This window comes from Sporosarcina thermotolerans (assembly GCF_030067815.1).
In the GTDB taxonomy this organism is placed as follows: domain Bacteria; phylum Bacillota; class Bacilli; order Bacillales_A; family Planococcaceae; genus Sporosarcina; species Sporosarcina thermotolerans.
In genome coordinates this window covers 967,670-992,500 of record NZ_CP125968.1, presented here as the reverse complement: position 1 = coordinate 992,500, position 24,831 = coordinate 967,670, and the positions used below count along the sequence as shown (strand labels likewise).

The window sequence follows — 24,831 nt, the reverse complement described above, 5'->3', positions numbered from 1 at the left end:
GGCCCCTAGTCCAAACAGTGCTCTACCTCCGAGATTCTTTGTTTGAGGCTAGCCCTAAAGCTATTTCGGAGAGAACCAGCTATCTCCAGGTTCGATTGGAATTTCACCGCTACCCACACCTCATCCCCGCACTTTTCAACGTACGTGGGTTCGGGCCTCCAGTAAGTGTTACCTTACCTTCACCCTGGACATGGGTAGATCACCTGGTTTCGGGTCTACGACCCCATACTCATTCGCCCTATTCAGACTCGCTTTCGCTGCGGCTCCGCATTCTCTGCTTAACCTTGCATGGAATCGTAACTCGCCGGTTCATTCTACAAAAGGCACGCCATCACCCATTAACGGGCTCTGACAACTTGTAGGCACACGGTTTCAGGATCTATTTCACTCCCCTTCCGGGGTGCTTTTCACCTTTCCCTCACGGTACTGGTTCACTATCGGTCACTAGAGAGTATTTAGCCTTGGGAGATGGTCCTCCCGGATTCCGACGGAATTTCACGTGTTCCGCCGTACTCAGGATCCACTCTGGAGAGGATGGACTTTCGACTACGGGGCTTTTACCCGCTATGGCAGACCTTTCCAGGTCGCTTCGTCTAATCCATCCCTTTGTAACTCCGTATAGAGTGTCCTACAACCCCAGGAAGCAAGCTTCCTGGTTTGGGCTCTTCCCGTTTCGCTCGCCGCTACTAAGGGAATCGATTTTTCTTTCTCTTCCTCCGGGTACTTAGATGTTTCAGTTCTCCGGGTGTGCCTCGTTCACGATGTATTCACGTGAACGTACTGCCCCATTACGGGCAGTGGGTTTCCCCATTCGGAAATCTTCGGATCACAGCTTACTTACAGCTCCCCGAAGCATATCGGTGTTAGTGCCGTCCTTCATAGGCTTCTAGTGCCAAGGCATCCGCCGTGCGCCCTTTCTAACTTAACCTTTATACGGTTTTCGACACATTAAATGCGTCTGATACCGTTGGTTGATTACCATTGTATAGCGATATACGTTGATAATCGTTAAAAAAGTATAAATCAATCACAAAAGTGATCGACTCGGTTGATTACTTGATGTTTTGTTGCTTCAATGTCGTTTTATCCAGTTTTCAAAGAACAAGTTTTGAAAGTCATCATAGAAGATGAACCTTCAAAACCGAACGCAAAACGTCAACGTATGAACCCAAGGTTCATATTCCGTAATTATCCTTAGAAAGGAGGTGATCCAGCCGCACCTTCCGATACGGCTACCTTGTTACGACTTCACCCCAATCATCTGTCCCACCTTCGGCGGCTGGCTCCGTAAGGGTTACCCCACCGACTTCGGGTGTTACAAACTCTCGTGGTGTGACGGGCGGTGTGTACAAGACCCGGGAACGTATTCACCGTGGCATGCTGATCCACGATTACTAGCGATTCCGGCTTCATGCAGGCGAGTTGCAGCCTGCAATCCGAACTGGGAACGATTTTATGGGATTGGCTCCCCTCGCGGGTTCGCAGCCCTTTGTATCGTCCATTGTAGCACGTGTGTAGCCCAGGTCATAAGGGGCATGATGATTTGACGTCATCCCCACCTTCCTCCGGTTTGTCACCGGCAGTCACCTTAGAGTGCCCAACTGAATGCTGGCAACTAAGATCAAGGGTTGCGCTCGTTGCGGGACTTAACCCAACATCTCACGACACGAGCTGACGACAACCATGCACCACCTGTCACCGCTGTCCCGAAGGGAAGGACATGTCTCCATGCCGGTCAGCGGGATGTCAAGACCTGGTAAGGTTCTTCGCGTTGCTTCGAATTAAACCACATGCTCCACCGCTTGTGCGGGTCCCCGTCAATTCCTTTGAGTTTCAGCCTTGCGGCCGTACTCCCCAGGCGGAGTGCTTAATGCGTTAGCTGCAGCACTAAGGGGCGGAAACCCCCTAACACTTAGCACTCATCGTTTACGGCGTGGACTACCAGGGTATCTAATCCTGTTGCTCCCCACGCTTTCGCGCCTCAACGTCAGTTACAGACCAGAAAGTCGCCTTCGCCACTGGTGTTCCTCCACATCTCTACGCATTTCACCGCTACACGTGGAATTCCACTTTCCTCTTCTGTACTCAAGTCCTCCAGTTTCCAATGACCCTCCACGGTTGAGCCGTGGGCTTTCACATCAGACTTAAAGGACCGTCTGCGCGCGCTTTACGCCCAATAATTCCGGACAACGCTTGCCACCTACGTATTACCGCGGCTGCTGGCACGTAGTTAGCCGTGGCTTTGTAACGAGGTACCGTCAAGGTACGGGCAGTTACTCCCGTACTTGTTCTTCCCTCGCAACAGAGCTTTACGATCCGAAAACCTTCTTCGCTCACGCGGCGTTGCTCCATCAGACTTTCGTCCATTGTGGAAGATTCCCTACTGCTGCCTCCCGTAGGAGTCTGGGCCGTGTCTCAGTCCCAGTGTGGCCGATCACCCTCTCAGGTCGGCTACGCATCGTCGCCTTGGTAGGCCATTACCCCACCAACAAGCTAATGCGCCGCGGGCCCATCCTGCAGTGACAGCCGAAACCGTCTTTCAGAGTTCTTCCATGCGGAAGAACCGATTATTCGGTATTAGCCCCGGTTTCCCGGAGTTATCCCCATCTGCAGGGCAGGTTGCCCACGTGTTACTCACCCGTCCGCCGCTAATATCAGGGAGCAAGCTCCATCAATTCGCTCGACTTGCATGTATTAGGCACGCCGCCAGCGTTCGTCCTGAGCCAGGATCAAACTCTCCATAATAGAAGAAATTGATATGCTCAATTCTTGCTGGCATCATTTAAGATGTCAATTTCGAATCCGAAGATTCGTTTTGTTCTTTTCACCGACGAGGTCGGCTCCAGAACTTTATTTGTTGACGTTTTGCTGTTCAGTTTTCAAGGTTCATTTAGTAGTTGTCCTGTTAAACAGGAACTTTACTAATATAACATCTATCGTCTTTTGAGTCAAGTGTTATTTTTAAAAATTAATTGGAGCGGGTGAAGGGAATCGAACCCTCATCATCAGCTTGGAAGGCTGAGGTTTTACCACTAAACTACACCCGCGTATTATATTATAGTATGGCGCGCCCGGCAGGAGTCGAACCCACAACCTTCTGATCCGTAGTCAGACGCTCTATCCAATTGAGCTACGGGCGCTCATTGTTTAAATAGAAGTTGGTGCGGTAAAGAGGACTTGAACCTCCACGGGGAAACCCCCACTAGGCCCTCAACCTAGCGCGTCTGCCATTCCGCCACTACCGCGTTTTCTGCGACATAGTTTATTATACAACTTATATTTAATATGTCAATAACTTTTTTTAAAAAGAAAAGTTAAAATGGTGAGCCATGCAGGATTCGAACCTGCGACCCTCTGATTAAAAGTCAGATGCTCTACCAACTGAGCTAATGGCTCGTGCTGTGATAAACGGAATTCTTTTGGTATTAAACCTTTTTGCTTCTCTTGTGTTACCAGGAATGCATTTGGCATTAAAACCTTTTTGCTCTCTTTTCGAAACCAGGAATGCTTTGGGCATTAAAATCTTTTGCTCCTAACACCTACGGTGTTACTCGCAAATCTTTTTAAACGCTTCTCGTTTAAAAAGATTGGCTGGGGTAGCTGGATTCGAACCAACGAATGACGGAGTCAAAGTCCGTTGCCTTACCGCTTGGCTATACCCCAATAATTTAATTAACTATCATGTCGTTCAACCAAGGTACTTATTTCGTTTACCCTTTTTACTATGAACATAAACATGGAAGTTATACATGAAATAATTGGTGACCCCTACGGGATTCGAACCCGTGTTACCGCCGTGAAAGGGCGGTGTCTTAACCGCTTGACCAAGGGGCCGTTTTTTAAAATTTGATAAGGACTTCGAAACTGTTTTGTCCGCGGCGCCTTATCGACTTTTCCTATTATAGACACCTATATCCAATTCGTCAACAGTTTTATCCAAGTTTTTTTAAAAAGAATATTAAACAACCTCGCCAAGCCATGATACTACAGGCTTGGCGAGGTTGTTAATAAGGGATACTTATAATGTTGCCATTGCATCTTCCACATCTATATTTCTTTACATCCATTCTTCTCAAGCGCTTATATTCCAGGCCGCATGATTTACATCTATATAGATGGATCTTTCTTGGTTTACGATTTTCTGTTGCCAACGGTTTGCAATATCTTGGTGAATCTGTTTTCCTTAACAACTCTTTGAAATCGGTGTCGCCGTGGCGATAGCCTTTCCCTTCTTGATGTAGATGGTAATGGCAAAGTTCATGTTTTATGATCCCTATCAATTCATCTGCGTCATATAATTCAAGGACAGTAGGGTTTATCTCAATAGAACCGTCCTGTAATTTATATCTTCCGCCGGTTGTTCGAAGCCTTGGGTTAAAGGAAGAGATGTGCCTAAATGGCTTGCCGAAAAACTCAATTGATAGTTGCTGGACAAGTTGCTGCAGTTCCTGTTGTTTCATTTATCCGTTCACCCGGCAATTCATTTCCCTGCTGGCGGGATCATCGTCAAGGAGATTCTTCCTTTGTTTTTATCTACACTATCCACCCATACAGTCACAATATCACCTGAAGCGACTACGTCCAATGGATGTTTGACAAATCCTTTTTTTAGTTTTGAAATATGGACAAGTCCATCCTCATGTACACCGATATCAACAAACGCACCGAAGTCGACGACGTTACGGACAGTTCCTTGCATTTCAAGTCCTTCATATAAATCTTTCATGTCGAGGACATCCGCTTTCAATAACGGTTGCGGATATTCGTCACGAGGATCTCGATTCGGACGCTGTAATGTGTCAATGATATCACGCAATGTTACTTCACCAACACCTAATTTTCCGGCCAACTCCTTAACATCCAAACTCGCAAGGGCATCTACGGCCTCTTGTTTTCCAAACATGTTTTTATCTATACCCGCTTCGGCCATCACTTGTTCAGCTACTGAATAACTTTCCGGATGAAGTCCCGTCGAGTCGAAGCGATCCTTCGCTTCGGGTATGCGAAGGAAACCGATTGCCTGTTCATATGTCTTCGCACCAAGACGTGGTACCTTTTTAAGTTGAGTCCGTTTTTCAAAGTGGCCCACTTCTTCACGAGCTTTCACGATGTTTTCCGCAACAGTTTTGGAGAGTCCCGCCACGTATTGCAATAAGGAGGAAGAAGCGGTATTCACGTTCACGCCGACTCGGTTCACTGCTGTTTCGACGACAAATGATAAGGATTCCGAAAGCTTTTTCCTCGCTACATCATGTTGGTACTGTCCTACTCCAATCGACTCCGGGTCGATTTTAACAAGCTCAGACAACGGATCTTGCAACCTTCTGGCGATTGAAACAGCACTTCTTTGTTCCACCTGTAGATCAGGGAATTCCTCACGGGCTTGGGCTGATGCAGAATACACACTCGCCCCCGCTTCATTGACAATGACATATGAAACTAACCCTGCGTATTCCCTAATGCAGTCGGCTATGAACTTTTCGGTTTCCCTTGAGGCGGTGCCATTCCCAATTGCAATTATCGGGATATTATATTTCTTAAGTAACGCTAAAATTGTTTTCTTGGAGCCTTCTTTATCTGGCTTTGGCTGGTGAGGATAAATGACTGATACCTCAAGCATTTTTCCTGTTTCATCGATGACTGCAAGTTTACATCCTGTACGGAAGGCAGGGTCGACACCTAAAACCATTCTTCCTTTTAACGGAGGTTGTAATAGTAGGCTTTTAAGATTTTCCGAGAATACATGGATTGCTTGGGCTTCCGCTTTTTCCGTTAAAGCTGTTCTAATTTCCCGCTCAACCGAAGGAGCGATTAGACGTTTGAAGGCATCCTCAGTTGCTTCAATAACTTGTACGGCTGATGGTGAATGTTGTTTTTTGATCAACGCTCGTTCAAGGTTAGTTATGATCCGTTCTGTCGGGAAAGAGACACTGACCCGAAGCACTTCCTCCTTCTCTCCCGGTTTAAGGCAAGTACACGGTGCGGAACAACTTTTTTCAGTGGCTCTTCGTATTCATAATACATTTCATAGACACTACGGTCGTCCTCGGCCCCTTTTTCAATGCCGAAACGATTTGTCCGTCAGACCAGGTAAGTTTCCGCACACTTTCGCGAAGGGCTGCGTCGTCCGCAATTCTTTCCGCAATAATATCACGCGCCCCCGCCAATGCTTCTTCGACAGATGCGACATTCTTCTCTTCATCCACAAATGGTACAGCAAGATCCTCAGGTTTTTCCTGACTGAATTTCATTAGGCTGTCCGCAAGTGGTTCAAGCCCACTTTCAATCGCGATCATCGCTCTTGTCCGCCGCTTTTGTTTATACGGCCTGTACAAATCTTCCACACGTTGAAGGACAGTAGCCTTTTCTATTTCTTTTCTAAGATCATCATTCAATTTCCCTTGTTCTTCTATTAAACGGATGACTTCCTCTTTACGTTGCTCAAGACCTTTTTCATAATGATAAGCATCTTCTATTGCTTTGATTTGCACTTCATCGAGGGAGCCGGTCGCTTCTTTCCGATAACGCGCAATGAAAGGGACCGTATTGCCTTCGTCAAGTAGTGAGATGACATTGGATGTTTGCTTTGCGTTTAAGCCCGCTCTTTTGCAGTTGCTTCTATAATAGTGTTCGTCATTCATTTCCACCCTTTCTTCATTGTTTACAGTTTACCATTTTTCAGCCTTATCTACTCCAACCGAGCTGGAAAAATGAACAAAAGAAAAAACCTGCGCCATTATTGAAGCAGGCTACAGGCTATAAAGGTCGCGTCGTCACCGGAAGTGCCAGCGGCCGAGTCTTTGACAAGGTTATACAATTCCAAAGCATTCGAACTACTTTTCATAGTTGCTTTCGGACTCTTCAACAATACCCCATCTGAATGAAGGAAGAAGAGGTCCCCAATGCTATATTTGTATTTTTGACTATTCATCTTTTGAGGTTTTCCCGAAAGAAATCCACTGACTGGCAATGGATAAATCATCTGTTCCCTACCGTGCAATATATAAAGGCGAACGTTGCCTATGCAACTGTACTCAATGGTACCTTCAGCAAAATTCACCCTGACTATTGCAACCGCCGCACCACGTTTCTGTATCATTAGTTCATTGCAACGATTCATAAGATCGTCAAGCGATTCATGGTGATAGTGCTCAAGGGTTTTAGGTATGACCTCGGCAGATTGCCTCGCAACTACTCCATTTCCCAACCCATCTGCGATTGCGCAGATGAAGTAGTCCTTTTCCGAATGGATGAAATACATATCCCCGGATTCGATATTTCCATGTTTCGCAGCATTATAGATATAGGCCTCGACATATTCATTTTTGAAAACCTTCACTACGAAGCACCGCCAGCAGCCAATATGGCCTCTTGCAATTTTTTTATTGCTTTTCTTTGCAGTCTTGAAACATGCATCTGAGAAATACCAAGGCGTTCTCCAGCCTCTTTTGGCTTAGCTGTTCAATGTATGTGTACTGAATGATCTGCCTTTCACGTTCAGACAATACACTTAGTGCATTTGCCACGACAAGTCTATGATCCGTTCTCTCAAAACCGTCATCAGATTCGCCAATAATGTCAAATAATGTTACTGTGCCGCCTTCAGAATCGGCTTCAAGCGTATGATCCATCGAAAGCGCTTGATAGCTTCTTCCCATTTCCATCGCTTCGAGTACTATTTCTTCATCCGTTTCGAGGTATTCCGCTATTTCACTCACAAGTGGAGAACGTTGCATCTCAGTTGTTAACGTTTCTACCGCAGCCTTAATCTTCGGGCCAAGTTCTTTTATACGCCTTGGCACGTGGACAGCCCATGTCTTGTCACGCAAGAACCGTTTGATTTCCCCTACGATTGTTGGTACGGCAAAAGCTTCAAAACTACGGCCCAATTCCGGATCATATCGCCTAATCGCACCTAAGAGTCCAAGCATGCCAACTTGCACGATATCTTCGTGATATGGTTTTCCGTTTGAATACTTTCGTGCGATGGAATGAACGAGTCGTTCGTAATGAAGGACAAGGTTCGTCTGTGCTTCATCATCATTCGTTTCTTGGTATTGCCTAATCCACTCCAGAACTTTCTCTTTCGTATCTGGCTTATGAGTTGGCTGATCGTTTGACATCTTCTTCGCCCCGCTCTCTGCCGAGATATTTAGTCATAAAGACCGTCACGCCCTCCTCATGATGAATTTTAACTTCATCCATAAGCGTCTCCATTAAATAAAGTCCTAGTCCCCTCACGCTGGAACCGTTCTTCTGAAGCGGCGCTATATGGCCCGATATGTTTTTTGGTTTCTTCAAAATCGAAACTTGACCCGTGATCTGCAATCATGATTTCCAACCGTTCTTCATACATAGCGCATCCGACAACAATTTCCCCGTCTCCACTGCCACCGTAAGCATGTTGGACTGCATTCGTAATCGCTTCACTGGAAGCAATCTTCAAATCTTCGATGTCATCGTATGTAAATCCAAGACGGCTTGCGATTCCAGAGATCATTAGCCGTGCGACGCCAACATATTGGGCTTTGGCGGGAATTTTGATTTCTATATAATCATATTGTGCCATCATTGTCCTCACTTTCCATCATCTCAGTATCGATAATTTCACTCAATCCGGTAATCTCGAAAAGTCGGTTCAACCGCCTGTTCAAACCGGTAATTTTCACGTGGCCTCCTTTGGCCGTGACCGCCTTATAAAATCCGACAAACACGCCAAGTCCCGTACTATCCATATATTCTACTTCCGATAAATCAAGTTCTGCCTTAAGTCCTGGCATGCCTTGCACAGTTGAAAGTCTTTCCTTCAGGACAGGTGCTGTAAATGCGTCTATTTCACCGACCACCTTGAAATATTGAACACTGTTGTCTTTAGAGAATATTAACTTGTAAATTCATTTCTACACCCCGACTCTCTTATTTCATAGTAAATAAATTACTAACTTATTTAATACCCCATATTCAAGAACTAAACCTATTTTAGTTCTTTTTGAAGATAACAATTGTGAAGTCGTCGCTCAGTTTATAGTTTTGAATTTCCGCAAGGCTTTTGTAAACATATTCAGCAATTTCCCTTGCAGATTTATCTTTCACTTCAACAAGGAGATTTTGAATTGTTTTCATCTCGACGAAGCCTTCTTCTGTTCTCGATTCAGTTACACCATCCGTCATCATCACGATGAAATCACCTTGTTGCATAGAAACCGACCGCTCTTCATAAGCCGAATCCACCTTGACGCCTAAGAGTAACCCTTTCGCATCCAATTCCGAAAAAGTCTCTGTATCACTATTGAAATGCCACGCTGGCTCATGACCCGCGGATGCATAAGAAAAGATTCGTTCTTTTGAATCGTATTTTCCATAGAACATAGATATGAACATTGAATCATCTACGCTTTTCTCTACAATGCGATTGATAATGGACAACGCATTTCCGGGACTTGAATTTTCACCCGGCAAGCCGTCCATTCCGAATTTGATCATCGACATGCAAAGTGCTGCGGGAATACCCTTCCCCATAACATCAGCCACCGCTACGCTCGATTCATGCTCACGATTCAGGAAATGGACGTAATCCCCGTTCATCTGTCTGGCTGGCTCCGAAATCCAACCGACATCTAATCCCTCGACAATAGGGCTTTCGGTTTTCAAAAGGGTATTTTGTACTTTTGTAGCAACATTCATTTCCATTTGAATGACTTCTTGTTTTCGGATTAAACTTTGACGTTCACGCAATGTAAATCCATAATGGATCATCATTTCGATAAGAAAGTCCAGGGAATCCCATACTTCATCTTGCAATTCAGGATGAAGTTCAAGAAGCGCTGATTTATGGATGCTAATGACATCTTCAGGCGCTATTTCCTTTTCGATAAAACGCCTACTGAATTGTTGTCCTACATAAAGGTCCTCTTCACTATGGCTTTCCAAATACTTTTTCAAAATCTCTTTGTACTGCCTTCCAACTACCTGTGGCATTCCCTATCACCTCCTTAGTGGAGCCATTTAGTTGCCGTTACTGTAGTACCACTTCCAAGTTCGGAAATGACTTTGAATTCATCCATTAGTCTTTTGACTCCTGGCATCCCCGCACCTAACCCTCCCGATGTCGAGTATCCATCTTCCATCACTTTTCGTAAATCAGGGATTCCCGGACCATCATCGGATGCTAAGACTTTAATGCCACATACCTCACCATCCGTCACCCTTTCAATCTCGATTTTCCCTTTTCCAGCGTATAGATAAATGTTCCTTGCCAATTCGCTAATTGCGGTTGTAATTCGGGCTTGGTCAACTGTGCCAAACCCCACTTTCTTTGCTTCGTTTCTCCCCAACTGCCTTGCAGCAACAATATCCCATTCCGTGATTATTTCTACAGAAGACCTATTCATTTTCAGGCCTCCAATTCTTTATTAAGTTTATCCAACCCGTTTTCTAAATCCAATGCTGTCATTACATTATTTAAACGAATCCCTAATTCTATCAATGTAATGGCAACTGCAGGTTGAATCCCTGTAATTACGACCTTTGCGCCCATTAAACCAGTCATATTGATAACATCCCCAATACTTTCGCAATAAAGGAATCAATGAAATCTATTGGCGTCAAATCTATTACTACACCGAGGGCCGCGGTTTCATGCATTTTATTCAATAAATCCTCTTGGAATTGAATTGCCGTCTGATCGTCCAATTCCCATTGGATTGACACGATAAGAACTTCATTTAACTTCAAAATTGGAATACGTGTTTTCATTAGTTTTCCACCTCCACGATTCTCCGATTCGTGAGACCTAAGGCTGCTTGCATTCCCTTCTGCAAAGTACTCTTCGTTGTGAATTCATTTAGGTTGATGCCAAGTGCTACGATTGTCTGCGCTATTTCAGGACGAATACCAACAAGCATACATTTCGCTCCAACTAAACGAACTGCATCCGCCGCCTGAATGATATGATGCGCTACCATCGTATCCACGACGGGCACTCCAGTAATATCAAGCAGCACAACTTCTGCCCGTTGGTCGACGACACCTTCTAGAAGATTTTCCATTATTAATTTAGCCCGTTCAGTATCAATCGTTCCGACAAGTGGCATAACTGATATCTTATCAAATACCGGTATTAAAGAAGCCGATAGTTCCTGCAACGCTATTTTCTGTAAGCTAACCGTTCTCTCCCATTCAGTAGAATACGCATCTATAATGCTTTCTCTTAGTGGGTTAATCCAGTTTTTGAATAGTTGATTGAAAGACTTGAAGTTTGCATCATTAATAACTTCCTTTTCTTCAAGTAATTCAAATACGATATCCGAAAAATTATCGATTGCCTTGTTCACGAACTTAATCGCCCATCCGAATCGTACGACTTTCTCAGTGAAATCATTAATTTTTTCAGCATTGGCTGCATGTGATTCATCTATATTCGAAGTCATCAATTCCGCAAATTCTCTGCTTGTCTTTTCGATAAGATGGTCGGGCATGAAGTGGAAAAATCGTTCTCCCTTTTCTTCCTTCATCACTTTTATCCAGCGTTCAATGATTTCGTCCATGTTTTGACGGATGCCTTCTACGGTAATTTTGTTCATATCCTTGCAAGCCTCCCAGACTAATTAAAAATGCCTTTTCCCTATTGTACAGAAAAATGTGGCGATAGGCATTTATTTGCTTTGCAATATATGCATCTAAGAACCCCAATTACCGATGTAGAGGAAAATAAAAAACACTCCGGATTACAAGAATCCAGAGTGTTTTCTTATATGTATTCTAAAACTTGACCAATCCAAAACTTATTTCAAGTGCTTCATCAACCTGCTCCATCACGATTTCGTCCAAATGGGTGATCTTATCCGTGAGCCTTGACTTGTCGATTGTGCGGACTTGTTCGAGCAGGATGACAGAATCCCGCTCGAATCCATAACGTTCCGCTTTAATCTCTACATGTGTCGGCAATTTTGCTTTCTGGATTTGCGCAGTAATCGCTGCAACAATCACTGTGGGGCTGAACCGGTTGCCAATGTCATTCTGGATGACAAGCACCGGTCTCGTCCCTCCCTGTTCGGAACCTACGACGGGTGACAGGTCTGCAAAAAAGACGTCTCCACGTTTTATTGCCAACTTTTCATCCTCCGCTTACGAGACGTTCCATCGTACGCTGGGCTTCGAGTTCCGCATGCAAGCATTCTTTGGCGATTCTTAAGTTGATTTGCGACATTTCAACGTAGCCGACCATCATCGCTTCCCGGATTGTATCCGCCTCACGATCAGTCACATACCGCTTTGTTGAAACATAAACGAATTCTCCACGCTCCGGCTGCTGATGAACGGCCGTATGTTCATTTTCATTTATATTCCTTCTCGGAACTTTTATGATTTTGACGTTTTTTTCTCGCACTACTAGCACCTCCGACAGACCCCGTTCCCTCGATCGATTCTATTCAAGTCTATCTTACCATTGAAGTTCGACAATGAGAAGACAAAGTAGGCTTTTTACTGACAAGAATCTTCAAATAATGTGGTCATTTGTCGAAAGCCGGAACAGTATTATCTTATCCATGCGAGGAATGATATATTCTCGGAACACGTCTTGCAATTGTAACTGCGATTTCGTAGGGAATCGTCCAAGACGATCCGCCCATTCTTCCATTTGTATTTCTTCATTGCCCTCGCGACCGATCAATGTCACTTTTTCTCCAACTGGTAGTTCGCGTGGTAGTTTCACCATGCACTGATCCATGCAAATTGAGCCAACAATCGGCATCCTTTCACCGGCAATGAGAATTTCCTGATTTCGGAGTCCGCGTTTTAGTCCATCCGCATATCCGATTGGCAGAGTTCCAATCCATTCGCTCTGTTCCGTTTCATACGTCCCGCCATATCCGACTCCACTGCCCTTTTCAAGCAACTTCACATAAGCAAGCTCCGTTTGCAAAGTGAAAGCCCTTTTCAACTGGAAAGGTAATTTCGTTTCTACATACCGAGATGGTGGAATGCCGTACATGCTAATGCCAAATCGCACAGCATCGAGCGCATATTCCGGATACAACAAGGCAGCTGCGCTATTTGACGCATGAACAAGCCTTGGTCTTTCCGGAAATGCAGCCACCAAATCCATAAACCGCTTGAATTGTATTTCCGACTTTTTGGGATCCTCTTCATCCGCACAAGCAAAATGAGTAAAGGCCCCCTCAAGACTAAAAGCAGATGTGCCCTGAATCACGTCTACAATATCGTTTAGGGATTTTTCATCCCTAAGCCCAATTCTACCCATTCCAGTGTCAATTTTAACATGCACTTTTAAGGAAAAACCTGAACCTATTTTCGGAACAGCCTGACGCAGCCATTCAGCATCTGAAACCGTAATATGAATTCCAAGTGCAGCTGCTTTTTCAGCTACAACTACGGGTGAGGGCCCCATTACAAGTATATCCGCGGTTATTCCGCAATCCCTCAGATGAACAGCTTCTTCCAGCGTAGCAACCGCTAACATTATAGAACCGGCCTCAATTGCTGTACGAGCCACTTCTAACACACCGTGGCCATAGCCGTCCGCTTTCACGACGGCTATGACCGATGTGCTGTTTGGTAAATACTGTCTAAGATTCTTAATATTATCCCTGATTGCCTGTAAATCGACGATTGCCTTTGTTGGACGGTAATTTTCCATAGTGTCCCCTCGATTATAGGTTAATGTTTCTATCTATTATCAATCTAGGGGGGTACCTCCGTCAATTAAACTTATTTGCTATTTTCCGGATGCATAGATGAAGCAACTGTTATGAGTTCATCCGGTGTTAATGTGGAGGATGCTACGAAAAACGCGACTCCATCTTGCTCCCAACGGATCGAGTTTTCCGTTAATGCAGCAATTGCAAACCCAAGGTCCACAGGGTCCCCTTCGACCGACACCGCCACGAGATCGTTTGGAGGAGAAGCCGGCTCTTGGACAACAACAAATTCCTTATCCCCACCGCCATATGTCATGAAAGTTCTCGTACCATTTTCAACCTCTACTGATTCCTCTTCAAGAACAGTTCCATTCCAGTCAAGATTTGGATAATACTTCATGCCTGTTTGACCATTTTCGGTCGACTGAGGCTTTTTATCAGATTTGATTTCTTCCATGTCTACATGATAGTCTGACGCTTTGTGCTCAACACCAAGCGTTATCTTTTTAAATGTTACACGGATTTTTTCATCCTTGTTTTCGTCCATTACAGATACGAATTTCGGAAGCAAGGTTTTCTTATCAATGTGAATCTGTTGAACCGGAAGTACTTTCTTATGATTATTTCTTGAAGCTGTTTCGAATATATACGTCTTATCCTTTTCTTCCATCGTGGCGTTCTTATCCGCATTTATGTCATCGGATAATGTGCCGATTAAATACGGCATGCTGTTTTGTGTTGGCCAATCGCTTTGGAATTTATATGTTTTCCCAAGGGATGGCGTAATAACGAATACCCCTTCTTCATTCCTGACGATCATTTGTGATTCTGTGCTACCCGCTTGCGTAACATTGACTTTGTAAAAATCAGGCTTGGAATGCCAAACTACAACATCATAAACCCGTGGCTCCGACCCTGTCTTGATTTCCATTGTTGCTTCCAACTCGTATCCTTTTGCCTCGTTCCATTTACTGCCTAACTTTTTCATGACATCCTCTTTCGATGGCGATCCACATGCTGCAAGAAGTACCATGACTGCAACTAACATTAAAACAAAAATTCGGCTGCGCATTCAGTTCATCCTTTCTCATTTCAATCGGGTAGGTCATCTTATGAGAGTGGACAGTCATTTATGCGAGCTTGTTCAATTTGTATTTATACTTTCAATAAAATTACTTGTGCAGCTGCTACTGATCGCGTATGTGTTATTGATACAAATCCCGTTACTTCAATATCTTTGAAGTATAAACAGGTTTTCCGGAAGGGGCCGGTAAAATTTCAATCTGTTCAAATCGGCAATCTTTACCGATTCCCGTGCCTCGTGCTTTGGCAAATGCTTCCTTTGCCGCAAATCGCCCTGCCAAAAACTCGGTTCGCCGCCCCGACGACGGAAGTGCTTCATATACTTCTTGTTCCCGATTGGACAGGATTCGTATGCGGAATTTATCCGACGACTCATTTAAGCGGGTTATTCGATCCAATTCCACGATATCCAAACCGATTCCTTCTATCAACTTTATATCCCCTTTCGATGTGCATTGTTGGTACTTAAGACTTCTTATCCGATTGCAAACTATGTATAATGAATTCAAAGGTAAGGTGAAAAATGTTTATCAGAACAGAAAGCTTTTCCCAATATATTCGTCTATATCCATTTGTAACTGCATTGCTTGCGATAAACATCCTTGTTTATATCGTAACAGGTTTGCCGATTCAAGCGAGTAGAGAGTTGTATTATTCGGGGGTAGGGATCAATTACCTGATTTCGGATGGTGAATGGTGGCGACTTATTACGCCGATGTTTTTACATGCAGGATTAATGCATCTTCTATTCAATATGTTCTCATTGTTCATCTTCGGTCCGGAGCTTGAACGGGTTGCAGGCAAGGCGAGATTCTTGACGATTTATCTTTTAGCTGGGCTTTTTGCAAATGTGGCCTCTTTCTTTCTTGGTGGATGGGATTTCTCCCATGTAGGGGCGAGCGGCGCGATTTTCGGTATTTTCGGTGCGTTTGGGGCTCTTGTGTATTATACGAAAAAGGCATTCCCACAGCTGCGCCAAATCATTTTACCGATTATCGTTATTAGCGTCATCATGACGTTCCTTCAACCTGGTGTCAATGTTATCGGACATATTGCGGGTCTGATTGTTGGGTTTATTATCGGGTTAAGTTACTTTCATCCAAAGAGGATTATTAGTTGGCGATAACAAAAGCGGAGGGCGGCCGCTTAGAGGCGACAGGCATAAGGCAAAGATGCGGAGTGGCGGTTTTTGCCACAGAGCTGCTTTGACTTATGACCCGAGCCAATCGAACAGCGAAGGGTTCGATTTGCCGTATTTCTGCGGTTTTGCAGAAATTAAGGCACATTCCTGCCGCCCGGAGCTGGATGATAACAAAAGCCTGCGAGGTCATCGCAGGCCTTTTTCTACTTCATCTTCGTCGAATGAAAACGGATCTGGCCTCTTACCCTTCTCGTACCAATCCAAAATCATCTCTGCATCCTCAACATCCATGTGCTGAACAGTGGCTTGGTAGCTGCCCATGCCGGATTTCACATTAACTAAAATAGTCGCGACCCCTTTACGTCGATGGAAGTAGCTTTGTTCATCTCCATTGACTGTATCCTTTTTTTCATCGTGTAGGCTGTCTGCAAGCTAAACGCTCTGAAACGCATAATCAGTTGATGATCAACAATTTCATATGCCGCGGAACGATGTTGCCATATACCGTACGCTACGATGACAGGTATGATAGTTAGTGAAAATAGTCCATAAGGGAAAAAGAAATAAATTAGTGCCCCGATTACAGGTAACATCCACAGGAAATCGATACGGTAATAATAAGGACGTCCTTTTGATGTTGGCTTTTTTGAGGGTTCTTCTAAATATAATTCAGGGAAGATTTCGCTTAAATATGTTTCCACTTCACTTCTTTTGACGAGTGGGAATAAATTAATCCTAGAGCTTTCTCCAACTCCCCCACCCGCACTATGAATTTTCACGGAAGCATAACCGAATACTTTCCGGAATGGGTTTTCGATGAGAACTACGCTTTGGATCCGTTTCAACGGGACGGTCACCCTTTTCTTCTCGAGTAAGCCTCTTGTAATGATTATATCTTCCTTGTCCAAGGAAACTGTGAAATTATAATGGGAAAGGAAGGTCATCCCTACGGATAAAATCCAAACACCAAACAATCCAAGAAACACTGCTATCGCGACGATTAATACACCAAATTTGATAAATGCGGAAATCTCCTCATACATCCATTCAAACGGTATTAGATCCGCGAATTGGGACATAAAGATGGCGACCCCCGATAGAATGACCCCTATACCGCCTGATGTCGTTGCGAGTATCAATAAATCTTTTGTCGACATCGAGAAGATCTTTCGCAGTGAAACCGTCTCTTCAACTGGAACTTCCCAACTGTCATCAGCAAGAAGAGTCTCTTCCCCTTCAACAACCGGTTTTTCCTTTTTCCGTTTTTTTGCCTCTGCAAGCTCGATTTTAATCCGTTCAGCGGCTACCTTCGTAATGGCAGTCAATTCACCTTCCGCCTTCTTCATCGAGGAACCACCCGCTGTTTCCACCTTCACCTTGACAAGCCCAAACGGTCTGTGGAAAATCCCTTCAGTATAATCAAGGCTTTGAATTCTATCAAAAGGGATATAACGTTTCTTTTTGACGAATAAACCCGATTCAATCCGAAGCTCGTCATCTTCGAACCAATACTCGAATCGTTTCCACTTAATAATTCCACTTACGAATAAACTTATGATCAATACTCCAAAGATGATAAAAGACAAATACTCAAAATACCACGGTCCCGTTCCTCCGCCTTTCCAGCCATTCGCGAATACAAGGACGACCAGGGGAAGAATTGCCTCTTTCATCGTTTTTAACATTTCAATAATAGCAGTTATCCAATGTAATTTATAACGTTGTTGTTCAGACATCATCTTCCGCCACCCTTGCAAGTACCGAAATCCTTCCACGTAGTTCATCCGCTTCCGCCATTATCAATGCAGGAATTGTATGAACTGTGGCAGCTGTAGAAATCGAGATTTCCGCCAGCCCATATTTCCTTAGAATCGGTCCTTGTGATGTATCGACATGCTGGACCCGCACCATCGGGATCAACGTTCGTTTTACGATGAATATCCCATGTTGCAACTCAATTTCAGAGTCCCTCACCTCATAACGCCACCGCATCCATCGGACTTTCGGGAATAAAATAATAAGTAAATAACCGATTATCAAGAGAAGCACGGTTTCAACAGCATAAATCCACCACGGCCCCTCCAAAAAATAGGTAAGCACTCCGCCGCCAATTGCTAACACCGCAAGGATAATCGTTTGAATCATGCCATACAATCTCCATACTCTTAAACCTTTTTTTGAAATCCGATTAGCCGGTTGAGATCTCATTCCCCAAACACCTCTTTCTATCTTCCTATTTTATACGTTCATCTTACGAAAATGTTTCATTTAAAGAAAAAAACCTCCGAAGATGATGGTTCATCAACGGAGGTTTTGTTTTATTATCTATCAGATTTGCCTTTTGAACGATCTCTGCGGCCATCGCGATCACGGTTACTACTACTACTACTACGGCGTGATCCACCGCCGCCACCATATCCACGTCCGCCCCCAAATGAACGTCCGCCGCCACGGCTGCCTTTGTAGCCGCCACGGTCACGGGATTGCGTTTTGCGTGAAGGCAATGGGCGCTCTTCCGTGATTTTCACAGGTGTGTCATCCGGTTCTTTTGTTAATGATCTAATTGCGGCTGCAACGATTGTTTTCGCATCATGCTTCTCAAGAAGTTCAGATGCAAGAGGCAAGTAATCGTTCAACTCGTTTTTCGCAATGATTTCTTCCAACTGTTCCATTGCAAGGCGTTGTTGACCAACTAATGCTTCATCCTCAGTCGGCGGCTCTAATGGAGTCATCCGCTTTTTAGTCGTTTCTTCAACAACACGGAGATAACTCATTTCACGTGGAGTTACGAATGTAACTGCGACACCACTTTTTCCTGCGCGTCCTGTACGTCCGATACGGTGTACATAGCTTTCAGGGTCTTGTGGAATATCGAAGTTGTATACATGCGAAACACCTGAAATATCCAATCCACGTGCTGCAACGTCTGTTGCGACAAGGATATCGATTTTATTTTCCTTAAATTGGCGAAGAACTGACATACGCTTCGCTTGCGTCAAGTCGCCGTGGATTCCTTCAGCAAGGTATCCGCGGATGCTTAATGCGTGAGAAAGTTCATCAACACGGCGCTTTGTACGTCCGAAGATGATTGCAAGTTCAGGTTGGTGAACGTTCAATAAGCGTGAAAGGACATCGAATTTTTCTCTTTCTTGCGCTTTTACGAAGAATTGGTCGATGTTTTCAACTGTCATTTCTTTTGATTTGATCTTCACCATTTCCGGCTCTTTCATGAATGTTTCCGCAATCTTACGGATTGCAGGAGGCATTGTTGCAGAAAACAGAAGTGTTTGGCGTTCTGCTGGTACGGCTGCCAAAATTGTGTTGATGTCTTCGATGAAGCCCATGTTCAACATTTCATCTGCTTCGTCAAGAACAAGCGTCTGTACATTGTTTAATTTCAATGTTCTACGGTTGATATGGTCAAGGATTCGTCCCGGAGTTCCGACAACAATTTGTGGATTGTTGCGTAAAGCTCGAATTTGTCGTCCGATTTCTTGGCCGCCGTACACAGTCAATACACGTGCGCGCCTTCCGTAACCGATTTTATAGATTTCCTCGGATACTTGGATTGCCAATTCACGTGTCGGTGCGATAACAAGGGCTTGCACTGATGGGTTGTTCACATCGATTTTTTCGATCATAGGAATCCCGAATGCAGCTGTTTTACCTGTACCTGTCTGCGCTTGACCGATTACATCACGGCCTTCCATGCCGTATGTGATCGTGCCTTCTTGAATCGGTGTTGCTTCTTCAAATCCCATGCGCAGCAATGCATTTTGTGTGGATTCGCTGATGTTAAGTTCTGAAAATTTCGTCAAACTTCTCAATCTCCTTTGATTTCTTCATTTAGCAATTGGTTACATTTGCAAATGAAAGCACGGCAAATTCGAGCCTTAAACTTCTATGGGAACGTTTCCGATATTTTATGATTCTCTGTAGTGGGCAAAAGTTCAAAGGGGCTTGAACTTCTAAATTTCAGAGGCAATAGTGAAAAGGAAAGCTGGTCTTTGCCGACGGTTTATTTTTAAAAACGGGCAAGTGACTATAAACCGTTTTATTCAAAAAAAAGTACTCTTCGCCACCGGAAGAGTCTCGTGTAAATGTATCCAATACTCATAGTAGTTTATCACGGTCGAGAACTATCCGCAATCAATCCGCATTATAAAGTAATAATCAGATTTCGCTTTGATCTTTTCTCATGAATTCATAAACCTGCGGAAACCATTCACGGCAATCATCGCTATAGCAAATATGATGCTTCCCTTTTTCCGAAACAATCAATTGCTTTTGCACGGAGCCAAGGGAGCGCAGCAAATGTTCTCCAGTGGAAAATGGAACGATACCATCTCTTTTCCCTTGAACCACACAGACAGGTGTTGAAATGTTACCGTAATACGGCTCCACCATTTTGACGACACGTAAAAACTCTTTCATCGCGTGTAGAGGGGTGTTTCGTAATTTATAATCATACAAATGATAGAACGTGTTCGGAGGATAGTTTTTCGTCACCGAGTCCGACATCATAATTGCCATGTCCTCAAGAAGGATCCGCGGACTGATGTACTTAGCCGCGGCACTCAGCAATACAAGCTTATCAATCGGGTAGCGCAAGGCTAAATATAATGCAATAATCCCGCCCATCGAAAAGCCGACAACTATGACCCGGTCAACCTCTTTCCTCAATCGATTCAGGCTTAGCTCAGCCTCCATCATCCAAGCTTCCGCTGATGATTTGCCCAAATCCATCGGGAAGTCGTGCCCTGGCAAGACCGGTGTAGTAATGATCCAGTCCGTCTTCTTCTTCAAATAGTCGATGAGAGGACGGACTTCAAATGGACCACCTGTAAATCCGTGAAGAAACAATACGCCCGTTTTCACGCTTCCATTACGCCGTTCATGATTTTTTCAAGGGCCATGCCTCTTGACCCTTTCAATAAAATGATGGAATCTTTGTCGCTATAAGCCAGAAGCTCTTGAATAAGTGGTTCGTAATTGTCTTCCGACCAAATAATTTCAGATCCGTTCCCAGTTTTCTTCAGCTCATCGTAAAGCCATTTCATTCGCGGTCCAAATAATAGGATCCCCTTCAATTGTATTTTGTTGAGCTGATGAGCAATCGATTCATGGTAAGTCCGTTCATTATCACCAAGTTCCAACATATCTCCCAATACAGCCCATTTTTCTTTTCGAAGTCCAGTCTCACGCAAGAATGAAAGTGCAGCATTCATCGATGTCGGAGCGGCGTTGAAGGCATCATTGATAAATAAGGCACCGCTTTTTGAAATGACGGGCTGCATCCTCATATCTGTAAGACTCGCGTCTAATAGTGCAGAACGAATTTCTTCTTGACTCAGCCCCAATTCATCAGCGATCAAAATTGCAGTTAGTGAGTTTTTCACTTGATGGGCACCGAAGACGGGAATCGTAAAGTCACCTTCCACTATTCCGGTAACTTTATAATTACTTCCTTCATCACCTGATTCCATCTTCACAAGCTTTAGATCTGCCGTTTCCGAATAACCAAATGATACTGTCTGTAGGCCGGGATGCAATCCGACAAGATTCCTCAGTAGCGGCTCATCTCCGTCATAGAAAAGCTTTCCGTCATCCTTCAATCCATCGATGATTTCAAATTTAGCCTTTGCAATCCCTTCACGCGAGCCAAGATTCTGCATATGTGCTTCTCCGATATTCGAAATGACTGCGAAATGCGGTTTTGCCACTTCCGATAAGAAGGAAATTTCACCGAAATCGCTCATCCCCATCTCAAGGACAGCGATATCCGTATCGTCTTCAAGTGTCAAAATCGTTAAAGGCAATCCTAACTGATTATTGAAGTTCCCTTCTGTTTTACGGACTTTAAAATGTGGTGCCAATACACTCGTGATTAAATCTTTAGTCGATGTCTTCCCGTTTGATCCTGTGACACCGATAAATTTGCATGTTAGTTCATTACGATAGGCGCGCGCCAGCTGCTGAAGTGCCAGCTCAGAATCATCAACAAAAATGAGTGGCAAATCTGCGGGTGCTCCCGGTTCATCTTTCAGCCAAAGAGAAGCAGCCGCCCCTTTATCGAAGGCCTGTTGGACATATTGGTGTCCATTCACCTGTTCTCCACGGAACGGGATGAATAAGTCGCCTTTCGACAATGTCCGCGTATCAATCGAAGCCCCTGTAACAATTGTATTTTCCATATTCTGACCGTCAGCTTTCAGCCATCCTGCAAGTTCAGTCAATTGTCTTTTCACAATCTATCACACTCAATCCATTGTATATTGTATCTGTTTCTTTTCTTCATGACGTTCCAATGCAAGCTCAATCAGTTGATCAATCAATTCCGGATACGATATGCCCGCGTGTTGCCATAATAATGGGAACATGCTTGTGGAGTGAAGCCTGGCATTGTATTTACTTCATTAATAAGTACTTCATCCCGATCCGTTACAAAGAAGTCGGCGCGAACGAGTCCTGAGCAATCAAGGACTTTGAATGCACGGATTGCCATATCCTTCAATGTTGTTTCGACAACATTCGTAACAGGTGCAGGGATAAGCAATTCCGTATTGCCATCCTGGTACTTCGCTTCATAATCATAGAACGCAGCAACAGGTTTAATCTCCCCAAGGACCGAACATTTCGGATCATCGTTACCAAGAACGGCGACTTCAATTTCACGCGCTGTGACTCCTTGCTCAACAATAATTTTACGGTCGAATTTTAAGGCGAACTCAACCGCTGCAAGTAGGCTTTCATGATCGACAGCCTTACTAATCCCGACACTTGAACCTAAATTGGCAGGCTTTACGAACATCGGAAATGTCAATTCGCTCTCCATTTTTTTAATCCAGTGCACTTGGTCTTTCTTCCATTCCGAACGGATAAAATGGACGTAAGGAACTTGCTTTAATCCGACATGGGCGAAAAAGTTGTTTCATGACGACCTTATCCATACCGGCTGAAGATGCAAGTACACCATTCCCCGCGTATGGAATGTTCATCACCTCAAAAAGTCCTTGAACCGTTCCGTCTTCCCCATTCGTACCATGCAATAGTGGGAGGATGATATCCGGCGTTTCATTTCCATTTAAAAAACTATCGATGCAATCCGGCTTTTCTACATCCTTTTTAAAACGCAGTTGGTCAATAGATTCCACGGGTGCAAGAAGCGGCTCCCCTTTCCTCCATTCGCCTTTATATGTTATATAGACAGGTATTACTTCGTATTTTTCAAAGTCAATTGCATTTGTCACTGCTCTGGCAGTAGATAGGGATACTTCATGCTCCGCGGATTTCCCACCGTACACAATACCCAATTTCTTTTTCATAAATCTCCCTCACTAACCGTTAGATTTCGTTATTATAGTTTACCACGAAAACAGTAAACCGATTAAAAAAACACATAATCCAGAAGGACCTTTTTCTATCTGGAACTTACTACACTGCCGTACGTCCTTTGAAGAACATGATTTAGTCTGCTCGATACGTTATACTTTATATATAACTTTGGTAGTTAAACAGAAAAAGTAATTTCTTTCGGTTTACAAAATAGGCCTCTGACCGTTTCGCCACTTTACGAAGGCTGCACCACTTGAGTTGATAGATCCTATTAGTATATATGTATGCACGGGCGTTTGCCGAGTCAACATTTTACAATTAAATAATGCGTGCAAATGAGCAATTTTCCGTTATACTTAATTCTGGTTTTCAAGCAAATAAATTAAAATATAAGGTGAACTTAGTGAAAATAGATAAAAAACCCGTAGATCGTTTCGATTGGCCACTGGCATTCATTCTTCTTCTGTTTGGTACTATAAGCATTATCGCCATCTCTTCTGCTCAAACAACGGGACAATACAATATAAACTTCATCCCATCCCAAATTCAATGGTATGTCATAGGTTCAATTATTATTGCAATGACGATGTATTTGGAGCCGGAGCAATACAAGAAAGCGGCATGGATCATCTATGGCGGTGGTATACTCCTATTGGCAATACTCTACATTTTGCCTGAAAGCATGGAGCTTGTACACCGTCGAAACGGGGCAAAGAGCTGGTTTCACCTCCCAGGCATCGGGAGCATCCAGCCAGCCGAATTCATGAAGACATTTTTCATCATCGGCATGGCACGCACAATCACAAAACACCATGAGCGGTATTTGGAAAAGACATTGCAATCGGATTTTCTATTACTTGGCAAAATCGGCGCAGTTTTTATAATTCCATTTATCTTCATCATGTTGCAACCTGACTTGGGAACAGGACTCGTTTTCATCGCCATTACTGTTGCTTTGATCATTGTTGCCGGCATTACATGGAAGATCATTCTTCCGATTTTTGTCGGGGCCGCAACTCTTGGTCTAACCCTACTCTGGATGGCACTATACGCCCAGGAATTTTTGGCGAAGTTTGGATTCAAACCTTATCACTTCGAGCGGATTTACTCGTGGATTGACCCCTACTCGTATGCATCCAATGAAGGCCGTCATCTTATTACATCTTTGAATGCGATCGGGTCAGGAGAAGTTTTTGGTAAAGGATTCAAAGGGCGAGAAGTATACGTTGCAGAAAGTCATACCGATTTCATTTTCAGCGTAATTGGCGAGGATTGGGGATTTATCGGAGCAAGTCTCGTCATTTGTCTCTACTTCTTCCTGATTTATCATATGACCAAAATTACACTTGAACTGAAAGATCCATTCAGCACATATATTTGCGCAGGCATCATCGCGATGATTACATTCCATGTATTCGAAAATATCGGCATGACGACACAACTTCTGCCAATCACAGGTATCCCATTGCCGTTCATCAGTTACGGGGGTAGTTCGTTGATGGGTAACATGCTCGCAATCGGACTTGTGTTCAGTATGAAGTTCCATCATAGGACGTATATGTTTAGTTCCGATGATGACGAATAACGAAAAGCGGAAACGACCGGTTAGGC

18 protein-coding genes, 6 tRNA genes, 2 rRNA genes and 6 pseudogenes (1 of these 32 running past the window's edge) are annotated in these 24,831 nt (G+C 44.0%); 2 read left to right on the top strand and 30 right to left on the bottom strand.

Going from position 1 to position 24,831, the window contains the following annotated elements:
* From QNH10_RS05640 to acpS, 23 genes and pseudogenes are all read right to left on the bottom strand, one after another.
* Nucleotides 1-928, bottom strand: a 23S ribosomal RNA gene (locus QNH10_RS05640) (it extends 1,997 nt beyond the left edge of the window).
* Between the two features lie 270 nt (nucleotides 929-1,198).
* Nucleotides 1,199-2,745, bottom strand: a 16S ribosomal RNA gene (locus QNH10_RS05635).
* Together the 16S and 23S rRNA genes with 6 tRNA genes alongside form the textbook arrangement of a ribosomal RNA operon.
* A 228-nt stretch (nucleotides 2,746-2,973) precedes the next feature.
* A tRNA-Gly gene (locus QNH10_RS05630) sits at nucleotides 2,974-3,047 on the bottom strand.
* 16 nt (nucleotides 3,048-3,063) lie between these two features.
* Nucleotides 3,064-3,140 (bottom strand) — tRNA-Arg (locus tag QNH10_RS05625).
* Nucleotides 3,141-3,159: 19 nt separating this feature from the next.
* Nucleotides 3,160-3,245 (bottom strand) — tRNA-Leu (locus QNH10_RS05620).
* A 75-nt stretch (nucleotides 3,246-3,320) separates the two neighbouring features.
* Nucleotides 3,321-3,396: transfer RNA gene (locus QNH10_RS05615), tRNA-Lys, on the bottom strand.
* A 192-nt stretch (nucleotides 3,397-3,588) separates the two neighbouring features.
* Nucleotides 3,589-3,663, bottom strand: a tRNA-Gln gene (locus tag QNH10_RS05610).
* A 96-nt stretch (nucleotides 3,664-3,759) separates the two neighbouring features.
* A tRNA-Glu gene (locus tag QNH10_RS05605) sits at nucleotides 3,760-3,834 on the bottom strand.
* Between the two features lie 170 nt (nucleotides 3,835-4,004).
* Nucleotides 4,005-4,460, bottom strand: a complete 456-nt coding sequence (locus QNH10_RS05600; protein WP_283733834.1) for a SprT family protein — start codon at nucleotides 4,458-4,460, stop codon at nucleotides 4,005-4,007.
* Between the two features lie 20 nt (nucleotides 4,461-4,480).
* A pseudogene (locus tag QNH10_RS05595) lies at nucleotides 4,481-6,641 on the bottom strand (Tex family protein).
* A 95-nt stretch (nucleotides 6,642-6,736) separates the two neighbouring features.
* Nucleotides 6,737-7,339, bottom strand: coding sequence for a PP2C family serine/threonine-protein phosphatase (locus QNH10_RS05590; RefSeq protein WP_283733833.1), 603 nt, complete (start codon nucleotides 7,337-7,339; stop codon nucleotides 6,737-6,739).
* Nucleotides 7,339-8,123 (bottom strand): annotated as a pseudogene (gene sigB, locus QNH10_RS05585) (RNA polymerase sigma factor SigB). The gene QNH10_RS05590 and the pseudogene sigB overlap by 1 nt, the downstream one beginning before the upstream one ends.
* Nucleotides 8,098-8,569 (bottom strand): annotated as a pseudogene (gene rsbW, locus QNH10_RS05580) (anti-sigma B factor RsbW). Before rsbW ends, sigB begins: the two co-directional pseudogenes overlap by 26 nt.
* Nucleotides 8,556-8,846, bottom strand: a complete 291-nt coding sequence (locus QNH10_RS05575) for an STAS domain-containing protein (RefSeq protein ID WP_283733832.1) — start codon at nucleotides 8,844-8,846, stop codon at nucleotides 8,556-8,558. The pseudogene rsbW and the gene QNH10_RS05575 overlap by 14 nt, the downstream one beginning before the upstream one ends.
* A gap of 133 nt (nucleotides 8,847-8,979) precedes the next feature.
* Entirely contained in the window at nucleotides 8,980-9,978 is a 999-nt protein-coding gene (locus QNH10_RS05570; protein ID WP_283733831.1) for a PP2C family protein-serine/threonine phosphatase, read from the bottom strand.
* A 14-nt stretch (nucleotides 9,979-9,992) separates the two neighbouring features.
* On the bottom strand, nucleotides 9,993-10,391 hold the full coding sequence (locus QNH10_RS05565; RefSeq protein ID WP_283733830.1) for an anti-sigma regulatory factor: 399 nt from the start codon (nucleotides 10,389-10,391) through the stop codon (nucleotides 9,993-9,995).
* Nucleotides 10,392-10,393: 2 nt separating this feature from the next.
* A pseudogene (locus QNH10_RS05560) lies at nucleotides 10,394-10,755 on the bottom strand (STAS domain-containing protein).
* Nucleotides 10,755-11,582: an RsbT co-antagonist protein RsbRA gene (locus QNH10_RS05555; protein ID WP_283733829.1), complete on the bottom strand. Its 828-nt coding sequence runs from the start codon at nucleotides 11,580-11,582 to the stop codon at nucleotides 10,755-10,757. Before QNH10_RS05555 ends, QNH10_RS05560 begins: the two are co-directional and overlap by 1 nt.
* A gap of 178 nt (nucleotides 11,583-11,760) precedes the next feature.
* Entirely contained in the window at nucleotides 11,761-12,111 is a 351-nt protein-coding gene (locus QNH10_RS05550; RefSeq protein ID WP_283733828.1) for a type II toxin-antitoxin system PemK/MazF family toxin, read from the bottom strand.
* A 4-nt stretch (nucleotides 12,112-12,115) separates the two neighbouring features.
* Nucleotides 12,116-12,388 carry a transcriptional regulator gene (locus QNH10_RS05545; protein ID WP_283733827.1) on the bottom strand — a complete coding sequence of 91 codons (273 nt, stop codon included), beginning with the start codon at nucleotides 12,386-12,388 and terminating at the stop codon, nucleotides 12,116-12,118.
* A 111-nt stretch (nucleotides 12,389-12,499) separates the two neighbouring features.
* Nucleotides 12,500-13,660 (bottom strand): alanine racemase, encoded by a 1,161-nt coding sequence (alr, locus tag QNH10_RS05540; protein ID WP_347177999.1) that lies wholly within the window; start codon nucleotides 13,658-13,660, stop codon nucleotides 12,500-12,502.
* 71 nt (nucleotides 13,661-13,731) lie between these two features.
* Complete coding sequence (locus tag QNH10_RS05535) at nucleotides 13,732-14,733, bottom strand: LolA family protein (protein WP_283733826.1); 1,002 nt, start codon at nucleotides 14,731-14,733, stop codon at nucleotides 13,732-13,734.
* An 83-nt stretch (nucleotides 14,734-14,816) separates the two neighbouring features.
* Nucleotides 14,817-15,175 (bottom strand): annotated as a pseudogene (gene acpS, locus QNH10_RS05530) (holo-ACP synthase).
* Between the two features lie 92 nt (nucleotides 15,176-15,267).
* Between acpS and QNH10_RS05525 the strand changes: the two are divergent.
* Nucleotides 15,268-15,870, top strand: coding sequence for a rhomboid family intramembrane serine protease (locus tag QNH10_RS05525; RefSeq protein ID WP_283733825.1), 603 nt, complete (start codon nucleotides 15,268-15,270; stop codon nucleotides 15,868-15,870).
* 201 nt (nucleotides 15,871-16,071) lie between these two features.
* On the opposite strand, the gene QNH10_RS05520 is transcribed toward QNH10_RS05525, so the two are convergent.
* From QNH10_RS05520 to QNH10_RS05490, 7 genes and pseudogenes are all read right to left on the bottom strand, one after another.
* Nucleotides 16,072-16,206, bottom strand: coding sequence for a hypothetical protein (locus QNH10_RS05520; RefSeq protein ID WP_488199566.1), 135 nt, complete (start codon nucleotides 16,204-16,206; stop codon nucleotides 16,072-16,074).
* Nucleotides 16,207-16,223: 17 nt separating this feature from the next.
* Nucleotides 16,224-17,624 (bottom strand): PH domain-containing protein, encoded by a 1,401-nt coding sequence (locus QNH10_RS05515; RefSeq protein ID WP_283733823.1) that lies wholly within the window; start codon nucleotides 17,622-17,624, stop codon nucleotides 16,224-16,226.
* Nucleotides 17,614-18,093 (bottom strand): PH domain-containing protein, encoded by a 480-nt coding sequence (locus QNH10_RS05510; protein WP_283733822.1) that lies wholly within the window; start codon nucleotides 18,091-18,093, stop codon nucleotides 17,614-17,616. Before QNH10_RS05510 ends, QNH10_RS05515 begins: the two co-directional genes overlap by 11 nt.
* A 113-nt stretch (nucleotides 18,094-18,206) precedes the next feature.
* On the bottom strand, nucleotides 18,207-19,703 hold the full coding sequence (cshA, locus tag QNH10_RS05505) for a degradosome RNA helicase CshA (RefSeq protein ID WP_283733821.1): 1,497 nt from the start codon (nucleotides 19,701-19,703) through the stop codon (nucleotides 18,207-18,209).
* Between the two features lie 355 nt (nucleotides 19,704-20,058).
* The gene (locus tag QNH10_RS05500) at nucleotides 20,059-20,763 is read right to left on the bottom strand and encodes an alpha/beta hydrolase (protein WP_283733820.1); all 705 of its coding nucleotides are present in this window, start codon (nucleotides 20,761-20,763) and stop codon (nucleotides 20,059-20,061) included.
* Nucleotides 20,760-22,133: a UDP-N-acetylmuramoyl-tripeptide--D-alanyl-D-alanine ligase gene (locus QNH10_RS05495; protein ID WP_283733819.1), complete on the bottom strand. Its 1,374-nt coding sequence runs from the start codon at nucleotides 22,131-22,133 to the stop codon at nucleotides 20,760-20,762. Before QNH10_RS05495 ends, QNH10_RS05500 begins: the two co-directional genes overlap by 4 nt.
* Nucleotides 22,134-22,145: 12 nt before the next feature.
* A pseudogene (locus tag QNH10_RS05490) lies at nucleotides 22,146-23,210 on the bottom strand (D-alanine--D-alanine ligase).
* Between the two features lie 413 nt (nucleotides 23,211-23,623).
* Between QNH10_RS05490 and QNH10_RS05485 the strand changes: the two are divergent.
* A complete protein-coding gene (locus QNH10_RS05485; RefSeq protein WP_283733818.1) occupies nucleotides 23,624-24,805 on the top strand; it encodes an FtsW/RodA/SpoVE family cell cycle protein in 1,182 nt (393 codons plus the stop codon).
* The last annotated feature ends 26 nt before the right edge of the window (nucleotides 24,806-24,831 follow it).

Bases quoted from the DNA above. Each gene is read 5' to 3' on its own strand.
- QNH10_RS05600 (WP_283733834.1), bottom strand. From the start codon at position 4,460: ATGAAACAACAGGAACTGCAGCAACTTGTCCAGCAACTATCAATTGAG.
- QNH10_RS05570 (WP_283733831.1), bottom strand. From the start codon at position 9,978: ATGCCACAGGTAGTTGGAAGGCAGTACAAAGAGATTTTGAAAAAGTAT.
- QNH10_RS05565 (WP_283733830.1), bottom strand. From the start codon at position 10,391: ATGAATAGGTCTTCTGTAGAAATAATCACGGAATGGGATATTGTTGCT.
- QNH10_RS05555 (WP_283733829.1), bottom strand. From the start codon at position 11,582: ATGAACAAAATTACCGTAGAAGGCATCCGTCAAAACATGGACGAAATC.
- alr (WP_347177999.1), bottom strand. From the start codon at position 13,660: ATGGAAAATTACCGTCCAACAAAGGCAATCGTCGATTTACAGGCAATC.
- QNH10_RS05535 (WP_283733826.1), bottom strand. From the start codon at position 14,733: ATGCGCAGCCGAATTTTTGTTTTAATGTTAGTTGCAGTCATGGTACTT.
- QNH10_RS05525 (WP_283733825.1), top strand. From the start codon at position 15,268: ATGTTTATCAGAACAGAAAGCTTTTCCCAATATATTCGTCTATATCCA.
- QNH10_RS05520 (WP_488199566.1), bottom strand. From the start codon at position 16,206: ATGGGCAGCTACCAAGCCACTGTTCAGCACATGGATGTTGAGGATGCA.
- QNH10_RS05515 (WP_283733823.1), bottom strand. From the start codon at position 17,624: ATGATGTCTGAACAACAACGTTATAAATTACATTGGATAACTGCTATT.
- QNH10_RS05510 (WP_283733822.1), bottom strand. From the start codon at position 18,093: ATGAGATCTCAACCGGCTAATCGGATTTCAAAAAAAGGTTTAAGAGTA.